Here is an 18,450-nt window from a genome sequence, read left to right as displayed (position 1 = left end):
CCGCTCAATGGAAATCAAATTTACAGGTCTTGAAAACTTGAGGATTGGGAACTGCACTTGAAGTTCTACATTTCGCATCTGAGGAGAACCTGGAAGAAAGAGAAAGCGGAACTTTGGAATTGATTTAAAAGATGCTGCCCTACTCCGAATCCGAATTTTATCGTAAGGAACTCAGATACCTGAAGGGGATCGGACCCAAGCGCTGCCTGCTGTTCAAAAATCTCGGCATCGAAACCTGCGGGGATCTGCTGTATCATCAACCGCTGCGGCATCAGGACAGAAGCCTGACCGTTAAAATCGCTTACGCAGCTGAAAACGAAGAATCCCTTTTCATCCTGACCATACTTTCAAACAAAACCCGCCGCATCGGCCGGAGGATGCTGCTGGAGCTCCGTGCGACCGACGATTCCGGATGGGTGCAGCTGGTTTTTTTCAATCGGAATTTCCTTGCCGAAAAACTGAAACCAGGAGACAGGGTTTCAGCCTTCGGAAAGCTGGAAACTCACGCCGGCCGCCTGCAGATCACTCACCCTGAGCTTGAAATGCTGGAAAAGGGGGAAGAAGTTTCAGGCCGGATCGTACCGATTTATCCGCTGACCGATGGTTTGAACCAGCGGCTGGTCAGGAAATGCATGGAAACCTTACTCGAACTTCGGCCTGGGGAACAGGACCTGCTGCCGCCCGAAATTTCTGCAGCCCAGCTGCTGATCGAATATGATTTGGCTTTGCGAAATCTACATTTCCCTAAGAGTCTGGTGCTGGCAGAAGCTGCGAAGAGAAGGCTGGTTTTTGAAGAACTGTTTTACTTTCAGCTTGGAATTCTGTACAACCGTTCCCGCATGCAGAAAGAAAGTTCACCGTCACTTTCTTCAGCCGGGGAGCTGGAAGGCCGCCTCAGGCAGAAACTGGGGTTCGAGCTTACAGTATCTCAGGAAACTGCCAGAGCAGAGATCCTGAAAAGCATTTCGCTGACACGTCCTATGCGCACCCTGCTGCAGGGAGATGTCGGTTCAGGCAAGACAGTTGTGTCTCTGATCGCAGCATTGCATGCAATTGAGTCCGGGTATCAGGCGGCATTTCTCGCTCCCACTGAAGTGCTGGCTGAGCAGCATTATCTTAAAATCAGTCAAATGCTGGGAGACGTGATTGAAGTTGGCTTGCTGACCGGATCCATACGGGGAGTGGAAAATTCGGAAATCAAGGAAAAAATCCGCTCCGGTAAACTGAAACTCCTGATCGGCACACATGCCCTGCTGGAAGAGGACGTGGAATTTTCTAAACTTGGCCTGGCTGTGATCGATGAACAGCATCGCTTTGGTGTGGCACAGCGGGAAAAATTTGTGAATAAAGGCAGGCAGCCCCATCTGCTGGTAATGACTGCCACCCCCATCCCGAGGACACTCACACTTACGATCTACGGGGAGCTGGATGTAGTCTACCTTAGGGAACTTCCGCACGGCAGGCGGAAAATCAAAACCGTTGTCCGGACTCCCGAGGCTCTGCCGAGGGTTTATGATTTTATCAGGGAAGAAGTGGGACATGGGAATCGAGCCTATCTCGTCTGTCCTTTGATCGAGGAGTCTGAAAAATTGACTTTGAGCCATGTCACAGGCCTTTTTGAAGAGCTGAAGCGAGGCAGCTTTAAAAACTGCAGACTGGGTCTGCTGCACGGCAGAATGAAAGCGTCTGAAAAAGAAGGTGTGATGGATCGCTTCCGTTCAGGTGAAATTGAAATCCTGGTTTCCACTACTGTGATAGAGGTCGGAGTTGACGTACCTGAGGCAACAGTGATGGTGGTTTATGATGCGGAAAGGTTTGGAATATCTCAGCTGCATCAATTGAGAGGGAGAGTCGGCCGCTCTGATCTGCAATCTTATGCAGTACTGGTGTCTGAAAATTTACAGTCTGAACGGCTGCAGGCTCTCGTCAACAGCTCGGACGGATTCGAGCTGGCTGAAACAGACCTCAGAATCCGTGGCCCTGGAGAATTTCTAGGAAACAGACAGCATGGCAGGCTGGATTTCAAGTTTGCAGACATCATGCGGGACAGGGAGATCTTGCTGCAGTCCATTGAAGCTGCCAGGAATTATCTTTCGACAGACCCTGATGGGACGAGGCTGTCGCCTGTGCTGAAGGAATTTTTGCTTCGCAAGTACCATTGCTTTCACGACAGAATGGGTTAAATGTTATTTTTTCCGATAGGTATGTGATGAACAAGATACTGGCAATGATTTTTATCATTTTCCTGATGTCCTCTGCCCAGGCAGCCATGGATACTGCCGAAAGCAAGATCATGGACTACCTGGAAGGCCGTCTTCCTGTGCTGGAATTCGAGTTCGAGCGGATTGTTCCGTCGATTGAGCAGAACGCATCTTTTTACGAAGGAGTTGTGCTGGCTGAGACCAGGGAAACCAGGCAGATCGAGTTCCTGACCAGAAACATTACCGAAGAATTCCAGGAAAACTACCCGGGAGAATTCGGCAGGGCAGGCATGAGACTGGCTAAAGCCCGGGATTTCATCTGGCTTGCTTATCTGATCCAGGGAGATACTCTGGAACAGTGCTGCAATTCAGGCTTGAATGAACTGAGAATCCTCAAATCCATGTACCCTGAAGCAGCCTCGGAAAATCAGGCTGATTTCCTGGCAGCCATGATCTGGCAGGCTTTAGGGTATTACCAGAATTTCATTAAAGAAGACATTCCGGAAGCCAGAAACTGCTTCCTCAATGCACTGGCTGCTTTCGATTCGATTGTCTTGAAGAAATATACAGGAGTCCAGAAAGAACTTTCCATGCTTCTTCAGGGCTATGCTTATCTGCAGCTGGCCCAGACCGAGATCGACAACATGAATCTGATGAACTTTCAAGGTGATGTTTTCAAGGCTCAGAATCTGTTCGACAAGATCCAGCATTATCCGGAAGCCAAGCCGGAAATTCAGGCCGAATCATTTCTTGCATCCGGGATAGCCCTGCACAATCTCGGCAAAATGTACAAGCAGGTTTACAGTGACTACTTCCGCCTCAAGCAATATAATCAGCAGGCTCGCGATTTTTGCGGGAAATTCAGGGAAAGGTTTCCTGATATCAAAAAATTCCGCAACGAGACGTTAATGGTTTCGGGATACAGTTACCAGTCAGAACTGGATTTCGAACACGCAGTCACCTGCTACCGTGAACTCATCACTACTGACAAAAACAGCCGCTGGATGGGTTTTGCCTATTCTAACCTCTCCAGCTGCCTTTTCCTACTGCATAAATACGACGATGCACTGGATGTCTATAAATTCATCTATAAAAACACTTCTACTGATTATGATAAAGTGGTTTCTCTGATCGGAATGTCAAACTGCTATCTCAACAAAAGAGATTACAGCATGGGCTTGAAGTATCTGGCTCGAGTGATCGTGGATTTCCACGGCACTCAGGAAACAGACATCAGCGAGCAGCGAACTATTGCTGAGAGCAAGATCTGGGACATGATCAGCGTGCAGATCCTGCCGGAAGTTGAAGATGTGAAGCCGGGTGAATCACAGGAATTCACCTGTAAACTCATTTACAGGGACGGCAGGGATGTGCCTGTGCCGAAAAGCCTGCTGAGCTGGGAATGGTCATGCACTGGAAACGACGGTGACGGACACACTTTCACCTCTAAGGGCGACAAGGCGGTTTTCGGAGGTGGACTGCTGCCTTTCCAGCAGGTACTGATGAGAGCTAAATGCACGATCGACATGTATCCATTTTCGAATTTCATTTTAGGCAAGCACAAGGTTCAGCCAGGGGAAGAAGAAGGTCCTCAGCTGCAATTATTCCATTGATTACGTAGGGGCACCCCTCGCGGGTGCCCGAACTGTTGGTGTCGAATGTATCCACCTGAGATCGGGCAACGGCAAGCGTTGCCCCTACGATTTATACGGTCATTCCCCAGGCAGAGGCATGTATCTGAGCGCTACAGGGTCTACAGGCAGGGAGAGCTTTTCTGCGGCAGCATAGAGCAGCTTTTCTGCAGTCTGGCTGTTGAATCGTCTCAGGCATGAAAAATATTCAAAAAAAGCATTGGAATATAAACTTCGGGTAAAATAAAGATTGCCTGCCAGCATCAATCCCGTGCAGTCACTGTCAGATGAAGGAAAGATCTTTCTGATCTCTGAAAGTTTAGATTCGATTTCAGGTGAGTGCTCAACCGAGATGCCGACTTTCTCTTCCAGGAGTGGGATGCCCCTGTTTCTCGCGCAGATTGAAAGATTGTACCTGCGGCCGCTTTTGAAAACTCCAATGCAGCCCAGATAATTTTTCCGGGTGTGGAGTTCACGAATGGTTACGATTTTGTCGGTTTCTGCCGTGATTTTCAGCAGGTATTCAGTGGCGTTTTTCACAGGATACCAGATGATCACCTGAATTTCCTGATCAGTTCTGCCTCTTGGAAAAATAATGAATTTGGCAGGCTCTTCGGCAAAGGGCTTTACTGAAACAGGGGTTTTGGCTGAAAGGCCGATGAAAGGGTAGAGCAGTTCCTTCGGGAGTTCCTTGAAAGCTGTCTCGGCAGTGGATGTGTTCAGCTGGTCAGAGATCTCAAAGATCCTGCTGGAACCGACTATTTCCGTCCCTGCGAGATCCGGATCGTAAAACAGGATTCTGGCCCAGGCATCGGATTCAGTCCTGATGGTATCGTCCGAACAGATAATTGAATCCGGCTTAAGGAATTTTTCCACACCATTATGGGTAAGGCGGATTGTACCGGACATGGTAGTCACGAGACCCACTTCCCGGCCAGCAACTGATTGAGAAATTATCAAAGACAGCAGAAAAAAGAGAATGGTCTTCATAACCTGAGATCTTTCAGTGTCCTGTTTGCAGCCCAGAGCGGAAAGGCAATCGCGCAGATATACAGGAGAGTAATCATTGGATATACCCAGAAGACCGGTAAATGATGATGATGATAATGGGAGAACCCGGGAAGGCAGATCCGGAACAGGATGGGAGCCTGCAGGAGCAGAGTGAGGAAAGAGAGGAAAAATGCTGAAACCATGTAGAGTATGCCTCCGGCTGAAAAAGCTTTTTCCTCAGGTGATGTACTGGAATAATCAGCGAATCTGGCTCCGAAACCGAGCGACAGGCTGACGATAGCGACGGTCTGGAAAAATGAATTGAGCGAGGAAAAAAGCAGCACTTCAATTCCCCCCCTGATGAAATACAGCCCTCCGATCACGAGAACCTGCGAAAGAAGCATGAATGGTACCAGAAAATAGATGAATTTGGTGGAAAGATATCTCGCTGTTGACAACGGAGAAGTCCTGATCCAGGCTATGTTCCTGCCTTCAAGCCCGAAACAGGTGTAAGAGAATCTGGAACAAAGAGAGGCCACTATCATGGAAGCAAAACCGATGTTGAAGAGAACCACCCAGAGTTCAGTGACGCTGTCAGGTATCCTCTCTTTGATCTTATACATGTTGAAGATGTAGATAATGATCAGCGCTCCGATTAAAACCACCTGCGACAGCTGGATCTTGTCACGCAGCAGCAGTTTCCAGTCTTTTTCCATCATCAGCATTATCTTGTTTTCCGAATAGTATGGGTATGAAGCCAGTGTAAGTCGCTCCCTGGCTTCCCTGGAATATTTCAGCCATCCCTTGAAGTATTTTTTATCACCAGCCAGAAAGGCCGCTATTGAAAGCAGAAAAACACTAAAATAGAGGTACGAGAAATTTGAGACCAGGTTTTTTCCATCCTGATTGATCAAGCTGAGCAGCAGCTGGGAAACCCAGGAGCTGGGCAGGTATGGGGCAACCGGGGTTTTCATGGAATTGACGACTTCGATGAATTCTTTCTGAGCGTTCAGATCAACCAGATTCTCAGGCTGTGTGAGGCGCAGCAGCACTATCAGCAAGATACTCAAAAACAGAAGGGTTGCCACCAGGATTTCCCGGAATCTGGCGACATTCATCAGATTGAAAAGCGCCAGCATGCAGAGGGCGGACAACAGGTTGATGATCAGGAAGAAAGGCAAAATGCCGAGCAGTGAGCAATAAGGGAACCAACAGCCCAGGCCCAGGACTTTCGCAAGTGAGAAGAAAGATGTGAACAGAATCAGGACAGGAAAGAGCGAAGACTTGACCGTGTTTCTCAGGATCAGGTAATAAAAGAACACCCCTTTGGAAACAGGAGCTTTGAAAATAATCAGCTGATCTGCTGAATCAGTAAGTGTATAAAAGGAAATGAAGCAGGAACTGATGAATGTGAGTGGAAAAAACAGGATCAGCACCAGAGAATAGATCCTGCAGATGAAAGCCTCCGTGACTTCCTCGACTGTCTTGATATATCTGAAGCCTTCCAGAGTCATGAAATACACTGCTGCCAGGAAACACACTGCCAGCAGCAGCAGAACCCAGAAGATAGCGCTGCGATTCCGATTCTTCAGTTCGAGCAAGTCTTTCCTGATCAGCAGCATCATTCCCGCAGATACCTGAGCAGAGTTTCATATTCAACCCCGCCAGTCAGTTTGAGAAAGATCTCTTCCAGCGGGAATTCTATTTCAGAGAGTGTCCGAAGTTCAGGAATCGTACCGCAGGCAATGATCCGGCCTTGCTGGATGATGGCCAGCCTGTCGCAGAGCGCTTCGGCGATTTCCAGCACATGGGTGGTGATGAAAATGGTCTTTTTCTCATCCCTGAATCGCTTGAGAAGGACCTTGACCAGCTTGGCGCTTTTCGGGTCCAGTGATGAAGTCGGCTCGTCCAGGATCAGTACCTGAGGGTCGTTGATCAGGGCGGCACACAAGCCGAATTTCTGGCGGATGCCTTTCGGATAATTCCTGGACAGCTGATCTGCGAATGGGGTCAGTTCAAAAAAACCAAACAGACTTTCAATTTTTTTAGAAAGAGCAGCTTTGTTGATTGAATAAAGGCCGCCTATGAACCAGAGAAATTCGCGGCCCGTGAGATTTTCATACAAAACAGGCAGTTCCGGAAGATGGCCTGTGATTTTTTTTACAGAGGCCTCCTCAGCGACAATCTCCATGCCATTGATCAAAACTGTCCCTGAATCAGGAAGTTCAAGTCCTGATAAAATATTTACTGTAGTTGATTTTCCAGCGCCGTTCGGACCCAGAAACCCGAAAATTTCACCGTCACTGATCTCCAGATTGATGTCTGACAGGATCTCATGTCCTGAAATTATTTTGCACAGCCCTGAAATTTTAATCATATCATGATTATAAAGAGCTTCTTGCGGAATGTCCAAATCCGGATGCAGGATTTTGTAACTGATGAAACGCTGAAATATCGTGTATAATAATCATAGAAACTCAAAGAGTGCATGGAGTATTGGAGGGATTATGAAAAAAATGCTGCTGCTCATGATTCTCATTACAGCTGTTCTTAATGCCAAACCGCAGGAAATATTCAATCATTACGGCCTGAGTGCCTTCAACCTCGGGATCTGGGAATATCCTAAAATGGAGGAACCGTCAGGAAAACCGGTTGTGGATGTTCCTTTTTACGCCCCTGGGGAGTTCGAGAAGGCTGAAGGCGCTCTTTTCTGCTGGGACGATCATACAGGGATGCCGAAACTTCTCGCTCAAATGATCTGCTTTATTGCAGAAGAGTATAAGGTCTGGATCAGGATCAATCCAGGCGACTTGAAACGGGTTTCAGATCTTCTATGCTCCGAAAAAGTGAAGATGGAGAATCTCCATTTCATCGAGAGTTCCTGCGGGCTCAATTCAGCCTGGATTGGAGACTACGGTCCGACCTGGATCTACACACAGAAAGGGGACCGCGAAATTGTCGATCTGTTTTACCCGGATCCAATCGACGATTCCTTTAACGAGAAATTTGGGATGGAACTTGGTGTGAAAGTGAATCCTACTTCTTTTTTCAAGCTGGCTGATGACCTGGATTTCGACAGCTGCGGTGAAGACGCTGAATTAAAAAACATCCGCGATCTGAAATGCACTGCCATGATTTCAGTGTCGGATGAGGAACTGTTCGTGATCGATAAGCGCAAACAACTCACGCAATGGCTCGAAGATCTCTACAATGTGCACAAAGTCGGCTACTGGCCCAGGCTGTCCCATGAAATGTCAGGCAGCATCGACGTGGTGATGAAGCTCTTGAATCCGACCAGTCTCATGCTGGGACATTATGAGACCGTGCAGGCTGCCGCAGACGGGGATGACCCGCCCCAGGCCGGAAAATTCGGCCCTCTGAATGGTAATTGTAATCTGCTGATTGATATCCGGGCGTCTTTTAGCGGAGTTCCGCCCTGGACTAATGCCCTGGATCAGACCTACAAGCTGATTGATGTTGCAATGCCTGCTGTCAATAAATCCGCCAAACTTTACGATTACAATGTAACTCCATCCTTCAATCAAATTCTGATCGTCGGACGGAGGGTGCTTGTGCCGTCTTACGGTGGATATGACGGGATCGTGAAGACAAGTATTGAAGAAGCTCTGAAGAATCGGGAAAACCAGAAACGCTATCCGCAGGGTTATCTGATCAAGACCTTTGATGTGGCCGCAGTGAACGGCTATTTCGGATCACTGCACGCAGTGGCCCGCACGATTCCTGCAGATCCTCTGACAATCACCCATGAAGGGCCGCGGAAAGCCACAGTCGGCGAAGTCGTTCCCCTTGAGATCAAGGTGGAAGGAGTCCACCCGGTCGACCAGGAAAAAACATTCCTCTATTTTTCCACAGGCAGCGACGAAGTCAGATTCCAGATGGCGAAGGAACTGGGCAATGGAGGAATTTTCAAATCCGTGATTCAGGGAATTACCCATGAAGTCACGGTAAAATACCATTTCAGCGCTGAAGACAGCACAGGCATGCTGGAAACTCTTCCTGACAAAGCTCCTGAACAGACCTTCAGCCTGGAGTTTGTGAAGCCTGAATCACGGAATGACGATGACACCGGGGAATCAGGGAAATAAATTTTCCGGACTCCCGGAAAGCGCGGCTTCCATCGCCTGCCGGCCTCGTTCCGCCAGGAGGTCAAGCTTGTGGAACTCATGCATCAGGGTGCCTGATGTATCGGGATATACTTTTATGTCTGCCTTCTCCATCTCCAGGCTGCCGATCCTGTAATTTACCAAATAGCGGTTGTGGAGATAGAAAGAGAAAATGTTCGGGATGCGGAGCAGGGGTTTATATTGTCCGTAAGCGTGGCAGGCGATCAGTGTGCCTCTGCCTTTCAATGGCTCGACCGGCACCAGTGAAGCAATGCCGCCGTCCACCAGTAGATGCTGCCTGTACCTGACCGGCGGAAACACGACCGGCAGTGACATTGAAGCGAGCAGCAGCTTTACCAGCGGACCTTTTTCGAAATAAACAGGAAGACCAGTCTTCAGGTCTGCGGCAGTGATGATGACAGGCAGCTGCAGGTCTTCGATCAGCTTTGAGCCGAAAATCTCCTGAAAGAGCTTCCCGATTCGTTCGGTTCGGAACACAGCCGGATAAAAAAATGGATTGATCGAAAAAAGTCCCCAGGTTCTGCCGGAAAAGGCTTTTTTTACTGCTGCGATCGCTGCGTCTGCACTGCCCAGCTGCGAATACAGGGCAGCCACGATCGCGCCCATGCTGCAACCGGCAATGACTGCTGGTTTGAGCTTTCTCTCGTCCAGGCATTTCAGCACGCCCAGATGAGTAAATCCCCAGGCTGAGCCTCCCCCGAGTGCAAGACAAATCGGTTGTCCGGAATCAATTTTCAAATCAGGGTTTTCCTGGCTGTTCCTTTTCATTTTTTTCCTGGTTCTTTTTGTCCTTGCGTTCTCCTGCTTTATCCTTCAGGTTTTCCCTGAAATCTTTCTGCATTTCCTTGAATTTAACTTTCTGATCCTCGCTCAACAGTGCCAGGATTTTTTCTTCGCAGCCGGCTTGAACTTCCTGCATCTGCTTTAAAATTCGGCTTTTCTCGAAAATGTTGTTATTCGAGGCTTCAGCATTGTCCTTGATTTTTCCCATTTGTGTAAATTGATCTCTGTAAAGGGCTTCAATTTTACCTGCCACTTCGTCAGTAAGCTTCAATTCCTGTTTCAGGGTGTTCATGATCTTTTCCACCATGGCTTCTACCGGGGATTTCTCCAGCCTGGCCAGGATTTCCTTGAACTTAGTGATCTGTTCTGGATTCAAAACAGTTGATGCATCGCTCACCAGCTTTTCCTTGAGAGCAGGAATTTTTTCCATGGCCTGTTTCCGGGATGCATCGTCGTCTTTCACAGATTCCTTCAATTTTTTCAGCTCTTCCAGGTAAGCATTGATGATTGGTGTCAGTTTGATTTCCTGGTCAGTGGTAAGGCCGAGTTCCTTACTGATGTCCGGGAGAATGTCCAGAAGATTACCTGCTTTTCTGGGTTCTTCCGCGTAAACTGCAAAAGACAGGAGCAGCAGAATCACAATCCCGGTTTTCATTAGTTTCATGAATCCTCCTCAAAGTGAGCTTTTCTTCAGTCAGAATTATGTCATAAAATACCAAAATTCACAAGCCTGATTCCGGGTTTTGTGATTGGCTCAAGATTGCAGTTAAACCTGAAAGTGATATAATCATTTCAGAATCCATCACAGGAGGATATCAATGAGTAGAATCGCGATTCTTTTGCTCTGTGTACTGTTTATCGCCTGCAACGTTTCTTATGCAGGACCCGCATGCAATTGCACCGGGTGCGATGGGAAAAAGGTTCAGCAGAAACCCATGCTGAAAAATGAAATGCTGCCCCCTGGAAACCCTGAAATTATGCCCCTGAGATTTTTCAGGCAGGAACGGGAGATAGTAGGTACAGAAGACGGAGGAATTGTAATCCTGGACGGTAACCGTCTGTTCAAATTCGACAAGAAGCTGAAACCAGTCGCTAAAGCGATTGTTAATTTTGGACCCCAGCCAAAGAAAATGATGATGGAAAGGCCGCAGAAGATTAATCAGGCTAAAGTTATGGAAACAGGAGAAAAGTGCTGTCAACCTGGACAAACCTGTATAGAGCAGTGCCGGAATAATATGGCTTGTGCAGGGATGGGAAAAGTTTGTGACAAGAGCGGAAATTGCCTCATTGGAGAAAATAAATCTCTGGACCGGACTCTTTTTGCCAATGGTAAATTGAAATCCCAGACTTGGAAACAGAGATATCTGAACAACCTGGACCGCCAGACTCCAAATGGGGAGAACAGGGTTAGCAGATACGGGAAACAATGCAAGGGCAATTGCTCTGGAGTCGTGTGCGGCATGAACAAACCCTGCCTGAAAATGGACAGCAAACCTATGTGCCCCGGATGTGCCATGATGAAAGACAATCAGAAATGCCCTGGATGCGCCATGATGAAAGACAATCAGAAATGCCCGGGGTGCGCCATGATGAAGGGCAACCAGCCATGTCCGGAATGCGCTAAGATGTTAGACCGGCCCATGCTTCCACCTCCGCCGGAAATGATGGGGCCGAAATTCTTTGCCCCTAAAATGATCGCGACCGAAGATGGCGGAGTCGTGATCATGTGCTGCGGACAGATCTTCAAATTCGACAAGAAGCTCAAGCAGATCGGAGCCGCTAAAATTGGTCCTTCGGCTGAATTCAAGAAAATTCACAAGGAAAAGAGTCTGAAGAAAGTACACAAGGAAAAGAAGGAAAAGGAAGCTTTGAAGAGCAAGGATACTCAGGAAGTTGAAAAAGAAGAACCGAAAACTGAAGGCAAGTAAAATCTAACCTACAATGCGGTGCAGGACCAACTGCACCGCAGTTTATTAAAACCACCGCTTTAAGCGGGGATTATGATGTTGTTGCTTTTACATTCACAGTACCTTGTAATTCTGCCCCTCATGCAGCGACAACCCGGAATATCCGACCATCGAAGCCAGGGAAGGATTCAGGATCGTGGGCCGGGTGATGTATGTATGGCGAAAGGTGAAGTATGATTTTTAAAAGTACGCTCATCATTATTTTACTCATTTCAATTTCAGCAAATGCTTTTCAAAATGAGCCTACTGGATTTAGAGGCATTTCTTGGGGAACGGATATTTCCAAGTTAGAAAACATGAAACTGTCAACCCCTGGAAATACACCATCATACGAAAAAATAGGCGAAAAGTTTAAAATTGGGGATGCTGATTTAGAAAATGTTTATTACATTACATATAAAAATAAACTTTTTATGATTCAAATCCCTTTCAAATATTTATTTAGCTTTTCAAGAATAAAAAATACTTTTTTCGAGCAATATGGAGCGGTTGAAAAAGCTCAAATTTTTCCTGAAAAATATATTTGGACCGGAAAAAACATTCATATTTCCCTTGATTACAATGAAATAACGGAAGAAGGATCGATATTTTATATTTATCAACCGATTTTCAAATTAAAAGACAAAGCCGATAAAGAGAAGGCCAAAAAAGCTGCATCCGATTTGTAATTGTAAAAAGATTGATCCGAAAGCCTCGATCTGTCCTTATTGTCGCAGCAATTTGAGGGAGGAGTAAGACAAATTATGGGACTCTGCATTTACTGTGGAAAAGAAGCCGGATGGTTTCGGAAAAGGCATAAAGAATGTGAAGCAGAATTTCAAGCCAAAAAAGAAGCTGAAGAGGTAAGGAAAGAGGTAGAGAGAATCAAAACTGAAAGATTGATGCAAGAGACTAAGCTGAAAGAAACCGGTATTTTAAAAGAATATAGGCAGCAAGCCTTGATGCAACTACATTCGGAAAATTACGATGATGATAAATTGAATGAAATTTCAAAAGAAATAAGCGATAAGCCAGCTCAATATCAGCAACTTGTCTCTGCCTTCGAATCTGCTGTTGATGATTTTTTAGATGATTCAATCCTCACAAACGAAGAAGAAAAGAAACTGGTAAATTTCATTAATCATTTTCAATTGAATGTTGGGAAAAATCCGATGTATATTCAATGTGCCAAAGCTGCGATCCTGCGGGATGTTGTCGAAGGTAATATCCAAAGCAGAATAAAAACACCGGAAGGATTGCCCTTCAATTTTCAGAAAAGTGAAATTCTGATCTGGACATTTCCCGATACAGAATATTATGAACAGAAATCAAAAAAGGAGTATGTCGGCAGGTCCGCAGGGGTAAGCGTTAGAATCGCTAAAGGAGTTTACTATAGGACTTCAGCATTTCGTGGTTATCCAGTAGAAACCCAATTTATGGATCTCACTGCCACTGGGTTGCTCGCCGTTACCAATAAGCATTTTTATTTTACGGGTAACGGAAAAAGTTTCAAAGTACCTTTCGCGAAGATCATTACTTTCAATCCTTATGATGATGGTATAGGTTTTTGTAAAGAAGCTGTAAACCCCAAACCGCAGATATTTAAAACAGGGGATGGCTGGTTTGTTTACAACCTGGCTACAAATCTCTCTAAGTTATGACGGACACTTGACGGATGTGAAGTTATAGACGATAATTAAGACAGAGGCCCGGCGTGTAGGCGGCGTAAGACCGCTAAAAAGATGGAGGAAACATGGGACAGGCAGTATGTAACCCTTTTGCTTTGAATCATTTCGTTGACAACATTGAATACAAATCCCACATCATGAAACGCAGTAAAGATGATTCGGCAATAAAATGCTTTTATTACGGCTGTTATCTTGCTTTTCAACTTAGAGGGCTTGTTAAGTGCTTCAAACGCATCCGAACCTCAAAACTGAATCTTGATTTCTCAAAAGATCCTTCAATGAAAAAGATGCTTCCCAAGATGAAAAACATTTTAGTTTTTTTGAAAAAGGGGCCAGATTTCAAATTCCCGCCACTTAATCGCCTTATAAATCATTATACTGAAATTCTCGATGAAGATTATTTTGATTTTTATCTTGCTGCAGATGCCGAAATTCATGATTTGCTTGATCAGGTAAACCAGAAAATAGATTCAAACAAAAATGCCATCAATCGAAGTCAGACAACCTGACGGTTTCCCCGCAGGTTTGAAAGATGTCCTGAAAAAGTTTTCCAATTCAAAAGAGTTTATCCTTGAAGAAATAATAAACATCTGTTCAGAGCCTAATTCAGGCGAGTGGTGTCCTGGATATGGGAATCATAAAGTCCACAAGAATCGTATTCCGTTAAAAAAGTATAGAATGTCGCAATCAGAAGGTTTAAGGCTCTTCCGTGCTATATATGATCAATTTGCAATACCGTTGTTTATTTATAAAAAGGGTGATGTGTCAGAGATAAAAGCTGTTGAAATGGTAAGAGAAAGATTAAATATTCTGAACAGCAACCCAAATCTACTACTTCCTCCCAAACTTGACGAATCCTGAAATCTGATTCATACTTTCTCTATGATCCCGGAAGGTTTTGAACATCTTCCACTTGAAAAACAGCTGAAGTTTCTGCATGTCCCCCTGACTCAGATTCCTTACCCGTCAATAGGGTATCAGTTGGAATTTCCCGAGAGGAAAGCCCTTGATTATTTCAAGTCCTAGGGATGGGAAGGATTGAAGGGAGAGGGCCGCCCAATCATGACGATCCTGAGATTGCTGGCTTTCGACCGGCCCGAAGACCACCGGAACTATGACCTGACCTGGTGCTGGATGTCCAGGAGCGCGTTTTATCATCCTGATCGCTGTTCACATCGAACGCACGGCGATGGCCAGGGCGACGCTGGCGCGATCCTGGTTGTGAACGATGAATGGAAAGAGCCGTGTTAAAATGTTGCAGGCACAGGAAAGGCAAAATATTCCTGGTCAGTGAAAATCCGGATTATAAAGACATCGAAGCAAGGGAAGGATTTGTGATTATGGGCAGAGTTGTTGCGATTTGGAGAAAGGTGAAGTTATGAAAATATTTTCTGGTATTGTCGGAGGATTAATTTTAGGATTGATCGGTGCTTTTTTAATCGTCACCGCTTTTGCTGAATTAAAAAATGCTTCCACAACTTTAGGATTTATTGCCTTGTTTATTATGTGGGGAGTGGGAATTTTAATTGCCATTCAGGCTCCATCAACCGCCAAAACATGGAGAAGAATTTTAATTACAGCGGGTATCATGTCTTTTTTGCTACCCTTAGCAGGAGTGTTTTATTCCACTACTTATACGGCTATAACTGCAAATAAGGGCGGAGAATATTCCGGAGCGGCGACCGCCGGAGCAATGGTAGGAGGAGGGTTAATAATTGGATTTTTGGGAATTATTGGTTTTTTCATGGGATTGATTTTTTTGATCATTGGATTACTTACCGGACGCGATAAACAGGTTGTTTATATTAAAATCCCGACACGAAACAAAACGGAAATAATGCAAGATGATTCTTTATATCCCGAAGATTCCGTCCAATTAAGGCCTGCTGCGATAAAGTCGTTTGAAAACACATTGAATGATAAAGAACTTACTGATTGTCTCGAATGCGGAATACCTCTTGTTCCCGGAGATAATCATTGCAGACACTGCGGGAAAGCCCTGATTATTAAGGATACTCTAACACCAGTCGAACAAAATGGCTTAAAACTCACAATTTCGGGTTTGGTTGTGATAATTATTCTTGCCGGGGTTTTTCTCGCGAATCAATATGGAATGTTTCCTCATGAGAAAACAGCCGCTGAAGTTTACAAAGAAAAATATATGAATTCTTCATATACAGATTCGGATATAGCGCCAATTACTACCGAAAATACTGATTATTGGAATAACATAAAAAAAAGAAACGCAGCATCATCCAAAACCATTGATTATAAAACCGTCCGCTCATGGAGCATTCCCAATGGAGGATACGGGAAAGCTATTATTATAAATAACCAGAATCGTAATTACGATGACATGAAAGCACTCGGAGAGATACTGAAGAGAGATTTTGCAAATGATCGAAATGCCTTTATTTTCATTTTCGACGATACGCGGGCTGCGGTATTACAAGAAAATGCTACAAATTTGAATAAAGACGATGGTGATTTTTATGATCAGCATTCTATTGGAATGTATACCAAAAACGTCAACACCGGGTATCATAAAATGCAGATATTCCTTGATGGAAATAACGGATCGGTTTCAGAAGTAAATTACTAACCTTCCTCGCGATCCTCCCCAGGAAAGTGAAAGTTAATTTCCAGGGTGAAATTATCTGCCACAGCAGTTCTTGTATTTCTTACCACTTCCACAGGGGCATGGCTGCCGCCTGGCAGGGATTCCGTTCAAATCAGCCACCAACCCGGTTGAAGTAATTATCTTTTTTGGCGTGGAAATATTAAAATCAATGCATTCTAAAGATGGAAGTCTAAATGAGAATGCCGTTTTACCCTCAAAGTTAGTAACAGCAAAATCTCCCTGGCCCATGATATCCATTCCGATCAGGATGTCAGTTCCGGAGAGATTGCCTTCTGTCACGCGCAATTCCTGAAATCCGACACCATTAGGTAAAATAATATTAATCATGTAAACAGGCATTCGGAATGCACCCGCCGCAGTGCCCACATCAGTGAAGTTTATAATAGGAAGGCCTAAATCAGTAGCGACCTTATTGGTGATCACAGTTCCCGTGGCTCCGGTATCCCAGATGGCGATATATTTCAGATGTTTAAATTTAGACTGTTGAGAATGATCGTGCGCTGCTGCAATAATGGCTTCAGTTTTTAAAACATTTAATCGGGCAGGAGCTTTAGAGGTGAACGTTTTTACTTCAATCTTCAGATCTGGCATGATTTGAAACTAACTCTTGAATGGAAAGTCATGGTGTAATCATCCGGGCCAGGAGAGCATTTTTGAATTATAGCCTTCCCAAGAAATTCTTTGTCAGATACAAATTTGTAAGCTTCTGGAATGGTATCAAATGTTTGGAGTATAGTTTGGTCTTTGATCACAAGAAATTTCCCATTATATTTCTTGACGAATTCATCCTGGTGGGCGAGATAATATTCAAATTCTTTCTCAAGTGGATGCGGCATGAAATCACCTCCATCTACCTTAATTATCATCATTTTCGATGATCTGTCAATAATCCATAGCTACCCGATACCTTTCCAATGATCAATTACATCAGCCTTCATGATTATGTTGAGGTATTGCAGCTGATTTCAAAACCGCATAGTCTATACTCCGCCCGGAAACTGGCATAATAAGGCTTTATTTACCGATAGAATAGTTCTGACCTTCGTTATTATCCCAGTAATCATAACTCTTAGTCTTGATATGCAGCACGAATTCCATGTTCCCTTCATTGGTTTCTTCCTGCGGGATCAGATATGAAACGCTGAGGATGCCTTTCTGAGCATAAAACTCATGGCTCATTTCCATTTCCTTCGGTTCTGCCCAGCTGCCCTGACTGACCGCTGAATATTTCAGGGTGACGGTAAATGAATTCTCGTTTTCAGCTACTACATTCCATCTGATTTCTATGCCCGGACCGAGTCGAGTGACCCTGATGCAGGAAGTGGAAATCAGCCTGTTGATAAGTAAAGATAATTGTTCTGCAGGTCCTAACTGATAGACAGTTCCGCTCTGGAGGATAATGGAGATGGTTTCCCCATCGAGTACCAGGCTGTATGGCTGATATCTGATAGCAGACAGAGCATCACGGCTGCTTGTAGCAAGCGGTTCGCCGCCATTGACGATCAGATTTTTCAGATAATCCCTGACCTCGCTGTCGATTCTCTGCCATTGCAGCTGATCCACATAGACTTTAGCATTAGGACTGCAGTAGATGACATGCCGGTCAGAAGCGCTGAGCAGCAGGCTTGTGAACAGCAATAGTGTGACTAAGAGCTTTATCATTCTTATCCTCCGTAGAAGCGGGTCGGCTGTTGAAAAACGGACATCTGCTGCGTTGCGCTTTTCCTGCGCAGCTCGTCGTACGATTAAGTACGTCTCGCTTTGCGCGGATTCGCGCGCCTTGCATCTACCCGTTTTTGAACAGCCGGTTATGCTTCATGAGATTTTTTAGCAAAGACTATGCCAACTCCTGGAAAAGGCTTAACCACAACTGGTGTGAGGCGTATTAATGAATTCGGATTGCTGTCGAAGATTTAAGCAGAAAGTAATTCCTGTGTGTTTTTTACGCAGGCTAAACTAAAGTTCAGCCTAAATAATATTTTATAAGAGGCTCACAGATTTTTCTGATATAATACAAATCATGGAAAACCTAGGCCCGCGGCTAAATTGCCCCAGATGTCAATCCCCCCTGAAATGCGTAGAAAAATCAGGTGTTACTCTCGATTATTGCTGTCAATGCGGCGGCCTCTGGTTCGATTCAGGAGAACTCGGGCAGCTTCTCAGCAACCCTCAACGCTACGAGACAATGATGCGGAACATGCAACTTGTTGGTCCAGGCTGTACATGTCCTTCCTGCGGTGCCGGTATGACAGTCTTAGCGTATTTGAAGGATAAGCTGCGGATCGAAATTGATTACTGCCCAGACTGTCAGGGGATCTGGCTGGACAAAGGCGAGCTGGAACTGCTCAGTGCGGCAGTTGCCTATGCTTTCTTCAGGAAACCCATCTTCAGCCGAGCCATACCTGCGAGAGACAGTTCAGGAGCT

19 protein-coding genes are annotated in these 18,450 nt (G+C 45.4%); 11 read left to right on the top strand and 8 right to left on the bottom strand.

All coding sequences use genetic code 11. The annotated features are described in order from the left end of the window. The first annotated feature begins 131 nt into the window (after positions 1 to 131). Positions 132 to 2,183, top strand: coding sequence for an ATP-dependent DNA helicase RecG (gene recG / locus PHW04_04895; GenBank protein MDD2715212.1), 2,052 nt, complete (start codon positions 132 to 134; stop codon positions 2,181 to 2,183). A 44-nt stretch (positions 2,184 to 2,227) separates the two neighbouring features. Further along, positions 2,228 to 3,814, top strand: coding sequence for a tetratricopeptide repeat protein (locus PHW04_04890; protein ID MDD2715211.1), 1,587 nt, complete (start codon positions 2,228 to 2,230; stop codon positions 3,812 to 3,814). Between the two features lie 99 nt (positions 3,815 to 3,913). Here PHW04_04890 and PHW04_04885 read toward each other — a convergent pair whose 3' ends face one another. From PHW04_04885 to PHW04_04875, 3 genes are read right to left on the bottom strand one after another with little or no spacing between them, the layout of a single operon-like run. Then, positions 3,914 to 4,822, bottom strand: coding sequence for a hypothetical protein (locus PHW04_04885; protein MDD2715210.1), 909 nt, complete (start codon positions 4,820 to 4,822; stop codon positions 3,914 to 3,916). Further along, positions 4,819 to 6,444, bottom strand: a complete 1,626-nt coding sequence (locus PHW04_04880) for a hypothetical protein (protein ID MDD2715209.1) — start codon at positions 6,442 to 6,444, stop codon at positions 4,819 to 4,821. Before PHW04_04880 ends, PHW04_04885 begins: the two co-directional genes overlap by 4 nt. Beyond that, complete coding sequence (locus PHW04_04875; GenBank protein ID MDD2715208.1) at positions 6,444 to 7,199, bottom strand: ABC transporter ATP-binding protein; 756 nt, start codon at positions 7,197 to 7,199, stop codon at positions 6,444 to 6,446. The genes PHW04_04880 and PHW04_04875 overlap by 1 nt, the downstream gene beginning before the upstream one ends. 130 nt (positions 7,200 to 7,329) lie before the next feature. Between PHW04_04875 and PHW04_04870 the strand changes: the two genes are divergently transcribed. After that, entirely contained in the window at positions 7,330 to 8,928 is a 1,599-nt protein-coding gene (locus PHW04_04870; protein MDD2715207.1) for a hypothetical protein, read from the top strand. Here PHW04_04870 and PHW04_04865 read toward each other — a convergent pair. Together PHW04_04865 and PHW04_04860 are read right to left on the bottom strand one after the other, a co-directional pair. Next, positions 8,917 to 9,735 carry a patatin-like phospholipase family protein gene (locus PHW04_04865; protein MDD2715206.1) on the bottom strand — a complete coding sequence of 273 codons (819 nt, stop codon included), beginning with the start codon at positions 9,733 to 9,735 and terminating at the stop codon, positions 8,917 to 8,919. The genes PHW04_04870 and PHW04_04865 overlap by 12 nt on opposite strands. Further along, positions 9,707 to 10,414, bottom strand: a complete 708-nt coding sequence (locus PHW04_04860) for a hypothetical protein (GenBank protein ID MDD2715205.1) — start codon at positions 10,412 to 10,414, stop codon at positions 9,707 to 9,709. The genes PHW04_04865 and PHW04_04860 overlap by 29 nt, the downstream gene beginning before the upstream one ends. Positions 10,415 to 10,568: 154 nt before the next feature. Between PHW04_04860 and PHW04_04855 the strand changes: the two genes are divergently transcribed. The 7 genes from PHW04_04855 to PHW04_04825 all read left to right on the top strand — a co-directional run bounded on the left by PHW04_04855 (position 10,569) and on the right by PHW04_04825 (position 15,986). Further along, positions 10,569 to 11,678: a hypothetical protein gene (locus PHW04_04855; protein ID MDD2715204.1), complete on the top strand. Its 1,110-nt coding sequence runs from the start codon at positions 10,569 to 10,571 to the stop codon at positions 11,676 to 11,678. Between the two features lie 212 nt (positions 11,679 to 11,890). Continuing rightward, complete coding sequence (locus PHW04_04850; GenBank protein ID MDD2715203.1) at positions 11,891 to 12,385, top strand: hypothetical protein; 495 nt, start codon at positions 11,891 to 11,893, stop codon at positions 12,383 to 12,385. 75 nt (positions 12,386 to 12,460) lie between these two features. Continuing rightward, complete coding sequence (locus PHW04_04845) at positions 12,461 to 13,357, top strand: hypothetical protein (GenBank protein MDD2715202.1); 897 nt, start codon at positions 12,461 to 12,463, stop codon at positions 13,355 to 13,357. A gap of 92 nt (positions 13,358 to 13,449) precedes the next feature. Further along, positions 13,450 to 13,893: a hypothetical protein gene (locus PHW04_04840; protein ID MDD2715201.1), complete on the top strand. Its 444-nt coding sequence runs from the start codon at positions 13,450 to 13,452 to the stop codon at positions 13,891 to 13,893. Continuing rightward, positions 13,865 to 14,245: a hypothetical protein gene (locus tag PHW04_04835; GenBank protein ID MDD2715200.1), complete on the top strand. Its 381-nt coding sequence runs from the start codon at positions 13,865 to 13,867 to the stop codon at positions 14,243 to 14,245. Before PHW04_04840 ends, PHW04_04835 begins: the two co-directional genes overlap by 29 nt. Before the next feature lie 201 nt (positions 14,246 to 14,446). Continuing rightward, complete coding sequence (locus tag PHW04_04830) at positions 14,447 to 14,635, top strand: hypothetical protein (protein MDD2715199.1); 189 nt, start codon at positions 14,447 to 14,449, stop codon at positions 14,633 to 14,635. A gap of 127 nt (positions 14,636 to 14,762) precedes the next feature. Further along, a complete protein-coding gene (locus PHW04_04825) occupies positions 14,763 to 15,986 on the top strand; it encodes a hypothetical protein (GenBank protein ID MDD2715198.1) in 1,224 nt (407 codons plus the stop codon). A gap of 51 nt (positions 15,987 to 16,037) precedes the next feature. On the opposite strand, the gene PHW04_04820 is transcribed toward PHW04_04825, so the two are convergent. From PHW04_04820 to PHW04_04810, 3 genes are all read right to left on the bottom strand, one after another. Next, on the bottom strand, positions 16,038 to 16,616 hold the full coding sequence (locus PHW04_04820; GenBank protein ID MDD2715197.1) for a retroviral-like aspartic protease family protein: 579 nt from the start codon (positions 16,614 to 16,616) through the stop codon (positions 16,038 to 16,040). Beyond that, complete coding sequence (locus PHW04_04815; GenBank protein MDD2715196.1) at positions 16,604 to 16,861, bottom strand: hypothetical protein; 258 nt, start codon at positions 16,859 to 16,861, stop codon at positions 16,604 to 16,606. Before PHW04_04815 ends, PHW04_04820 begins: the two co-directional genes overlap by 13 nt. Positions 16,862 to 17,039: 178 nt before the next feature. Beyond that, positions 17,040 to 17,687: a carbohydrate-binding protein gene (locus PHW04_04810; protein ID MDD2715195.1), complete on the bottom strand. Its 648-nt coding sequence runs from the start codon at positions 17,685 to 17,687 to the stop codon at positions 17,040 to 17,042. A 358-nt stretch (positions 17,688 to 18,045) separates the two neighbouring features. Here PHW04_04810 and PHW04_04805 point away from each other — a divergent pair. Continuing rightward, positions 18,046 to 18,450: zf-TFIIB domain-containing protein (locus PHW04_04805; GenBank protein ID MDD2715194.1), on the top strand; the 405-nt coding region annotated here is incomplete at its 3' end.

The organism is Candidatus Wallbacteria bacterium (assembly GCA_028687545.1).
Lineage (GTDB): Bacteria > Muiribacteriota > JAQTZZ01 > JAQTZZ01 > JAQTZZ01 > JAQTZZ01.
Note: the sequence above shows the minus strand (reverse complement) of the source record. Positions and strands in the feature narration are given on the sequence as shown.

What these genes read in the sequence shown, in the direction of transcription:
- PHW04_04865 (MDD2715206.1), bottom strand. Translation starts at nt 9,735, where the DNA reads ATGAAAAGGAACAGCCAGGAAAACCCTGATTTGAAAATTGATTCCGGA.
- recG (MDD2715212.1), top strand. Translation starts at nt 132, where the DNA reads ATGCTGCCCTACTCCGAATCCGAATTTTATCGTAAGGAACTCAGATAC.
- PHW04_04840 (MDD2715201.1), top strand. Translation starts at nt 13,450, where the DNA reads ATGGGACAGGCAGTATGTAACCCTTTTGCTTTGAATCATTTCGTTGAC.
- PHW04_04815 (MDD2715196.1), bottom strand. Translation starts at nt 16,861, where the DNA reads ATGCCGCATCCACTTGAGAAAGAATTTGAATATTATCTCGCCCACCAG.
- PHW04_04810 (MDD2715195.1), bottom strand. Translation starts at nt 17,687, where the DNA reads ATGATAAAGCTCTTAGTCACACTATTGCTGTTCACAAGCCTGCTGCTC.
- PHW04_04820 (MDD2715197.1), bottom strand. Translation starts at nt 16,616, where the DNA reads ATGCCAGATCTGAAGATTGAAGTAAAAACGTTCACCTCTAAAGCTCCT.
- PHW04_04890 (MDD2715211.1), top strand. Translation starts at nt 2,228, where the DNA reads ATGATTTTTATCATTTTCCTGATGTCCTCTGCCCAGGCAGCCATGGAT.
- PHW04_04885 (MDD2715210.1), bottom strand. Translation starts at nt 4,822, where the DNA reads ATGAAGACCATTCTCTTTTTTCTGCTGTCTTTGATAATTTCTCAATCA.
- PHW04_04855 (MDD2715204.1), top strand. Translation starts at nt 10,569, where the DNA reads ATGAGTAGAATCGCGATTCTTTTGCTCTGTGTACTGTTTATCGCCTGC.
- PHW04_04850 (MDD2715203.1), top strand. Translation starts at nt 11,891, where the DNA reads ATGATTTTTAAAAGTACGCTCATCATTATTTTACTCATTTCAATTTCA.
- PHW04_04880 (MDD2715209.1), bottom strand. Translation starts at nt 6,444, where the DNA reads ATGCTGCTGATCAGGAAAGACTTGCTCGAACTGAAGAATCGGAATCGC.
- PHW04_04825 (MDD2715198.1), top strand. Translation starts at nt 14,763, where the DNA reads ATGAAAATATTTTCTGGTATTGTCGGAGGATTAATTTTAGGATTGATC.
- PHW04_04870 (MDD2715207.1), top strand. Translation starts at nt 7,330, where the DNA reads ATGAAAAAAATGCTGCTGCTCATGATTCTCATTACAGCTGTTCTTAAT.
- PHW04_04875 (MDD2715208.1), bottom strand. Translation starts at nt 7,199, where the DNA reads ATGATTAAAATTTCAGGGCTGTGCAAAATAATTTCAGGACATGAGATC.
- PHW04_04845 (MDD2715202.1), top strand. Translation starts at nt 12,461, where the DNA reads ATGGGACTCTGCATTTACTGTGGAAAAGAAGCCGGATGGTTTCGGAAA.
- PHW04_04860 (MDD2715205.1), bottom strand. Translation starts at nt 10,414, where the DNA reads ATGAAACTAATGAAAACCGGGATTGTGATTCTGCTGCTCCTGTCTTTT.
- PHW04_04835 (MDD2715200.1), top strand. Translation starts at nt 13,865, where the DNA reads ATGCCATCAATCGAAGTCAGACAACCTGACGGTTTCCCCGCAGGTTTG.
- PHW04_04830 (MDD2715199.1), top strand. Translation starts at nt 14,447, where the DNA reads ATGACGATCCTGAGATTGCTGGCTTTCGACCGGCCCGAAGACCACCGG.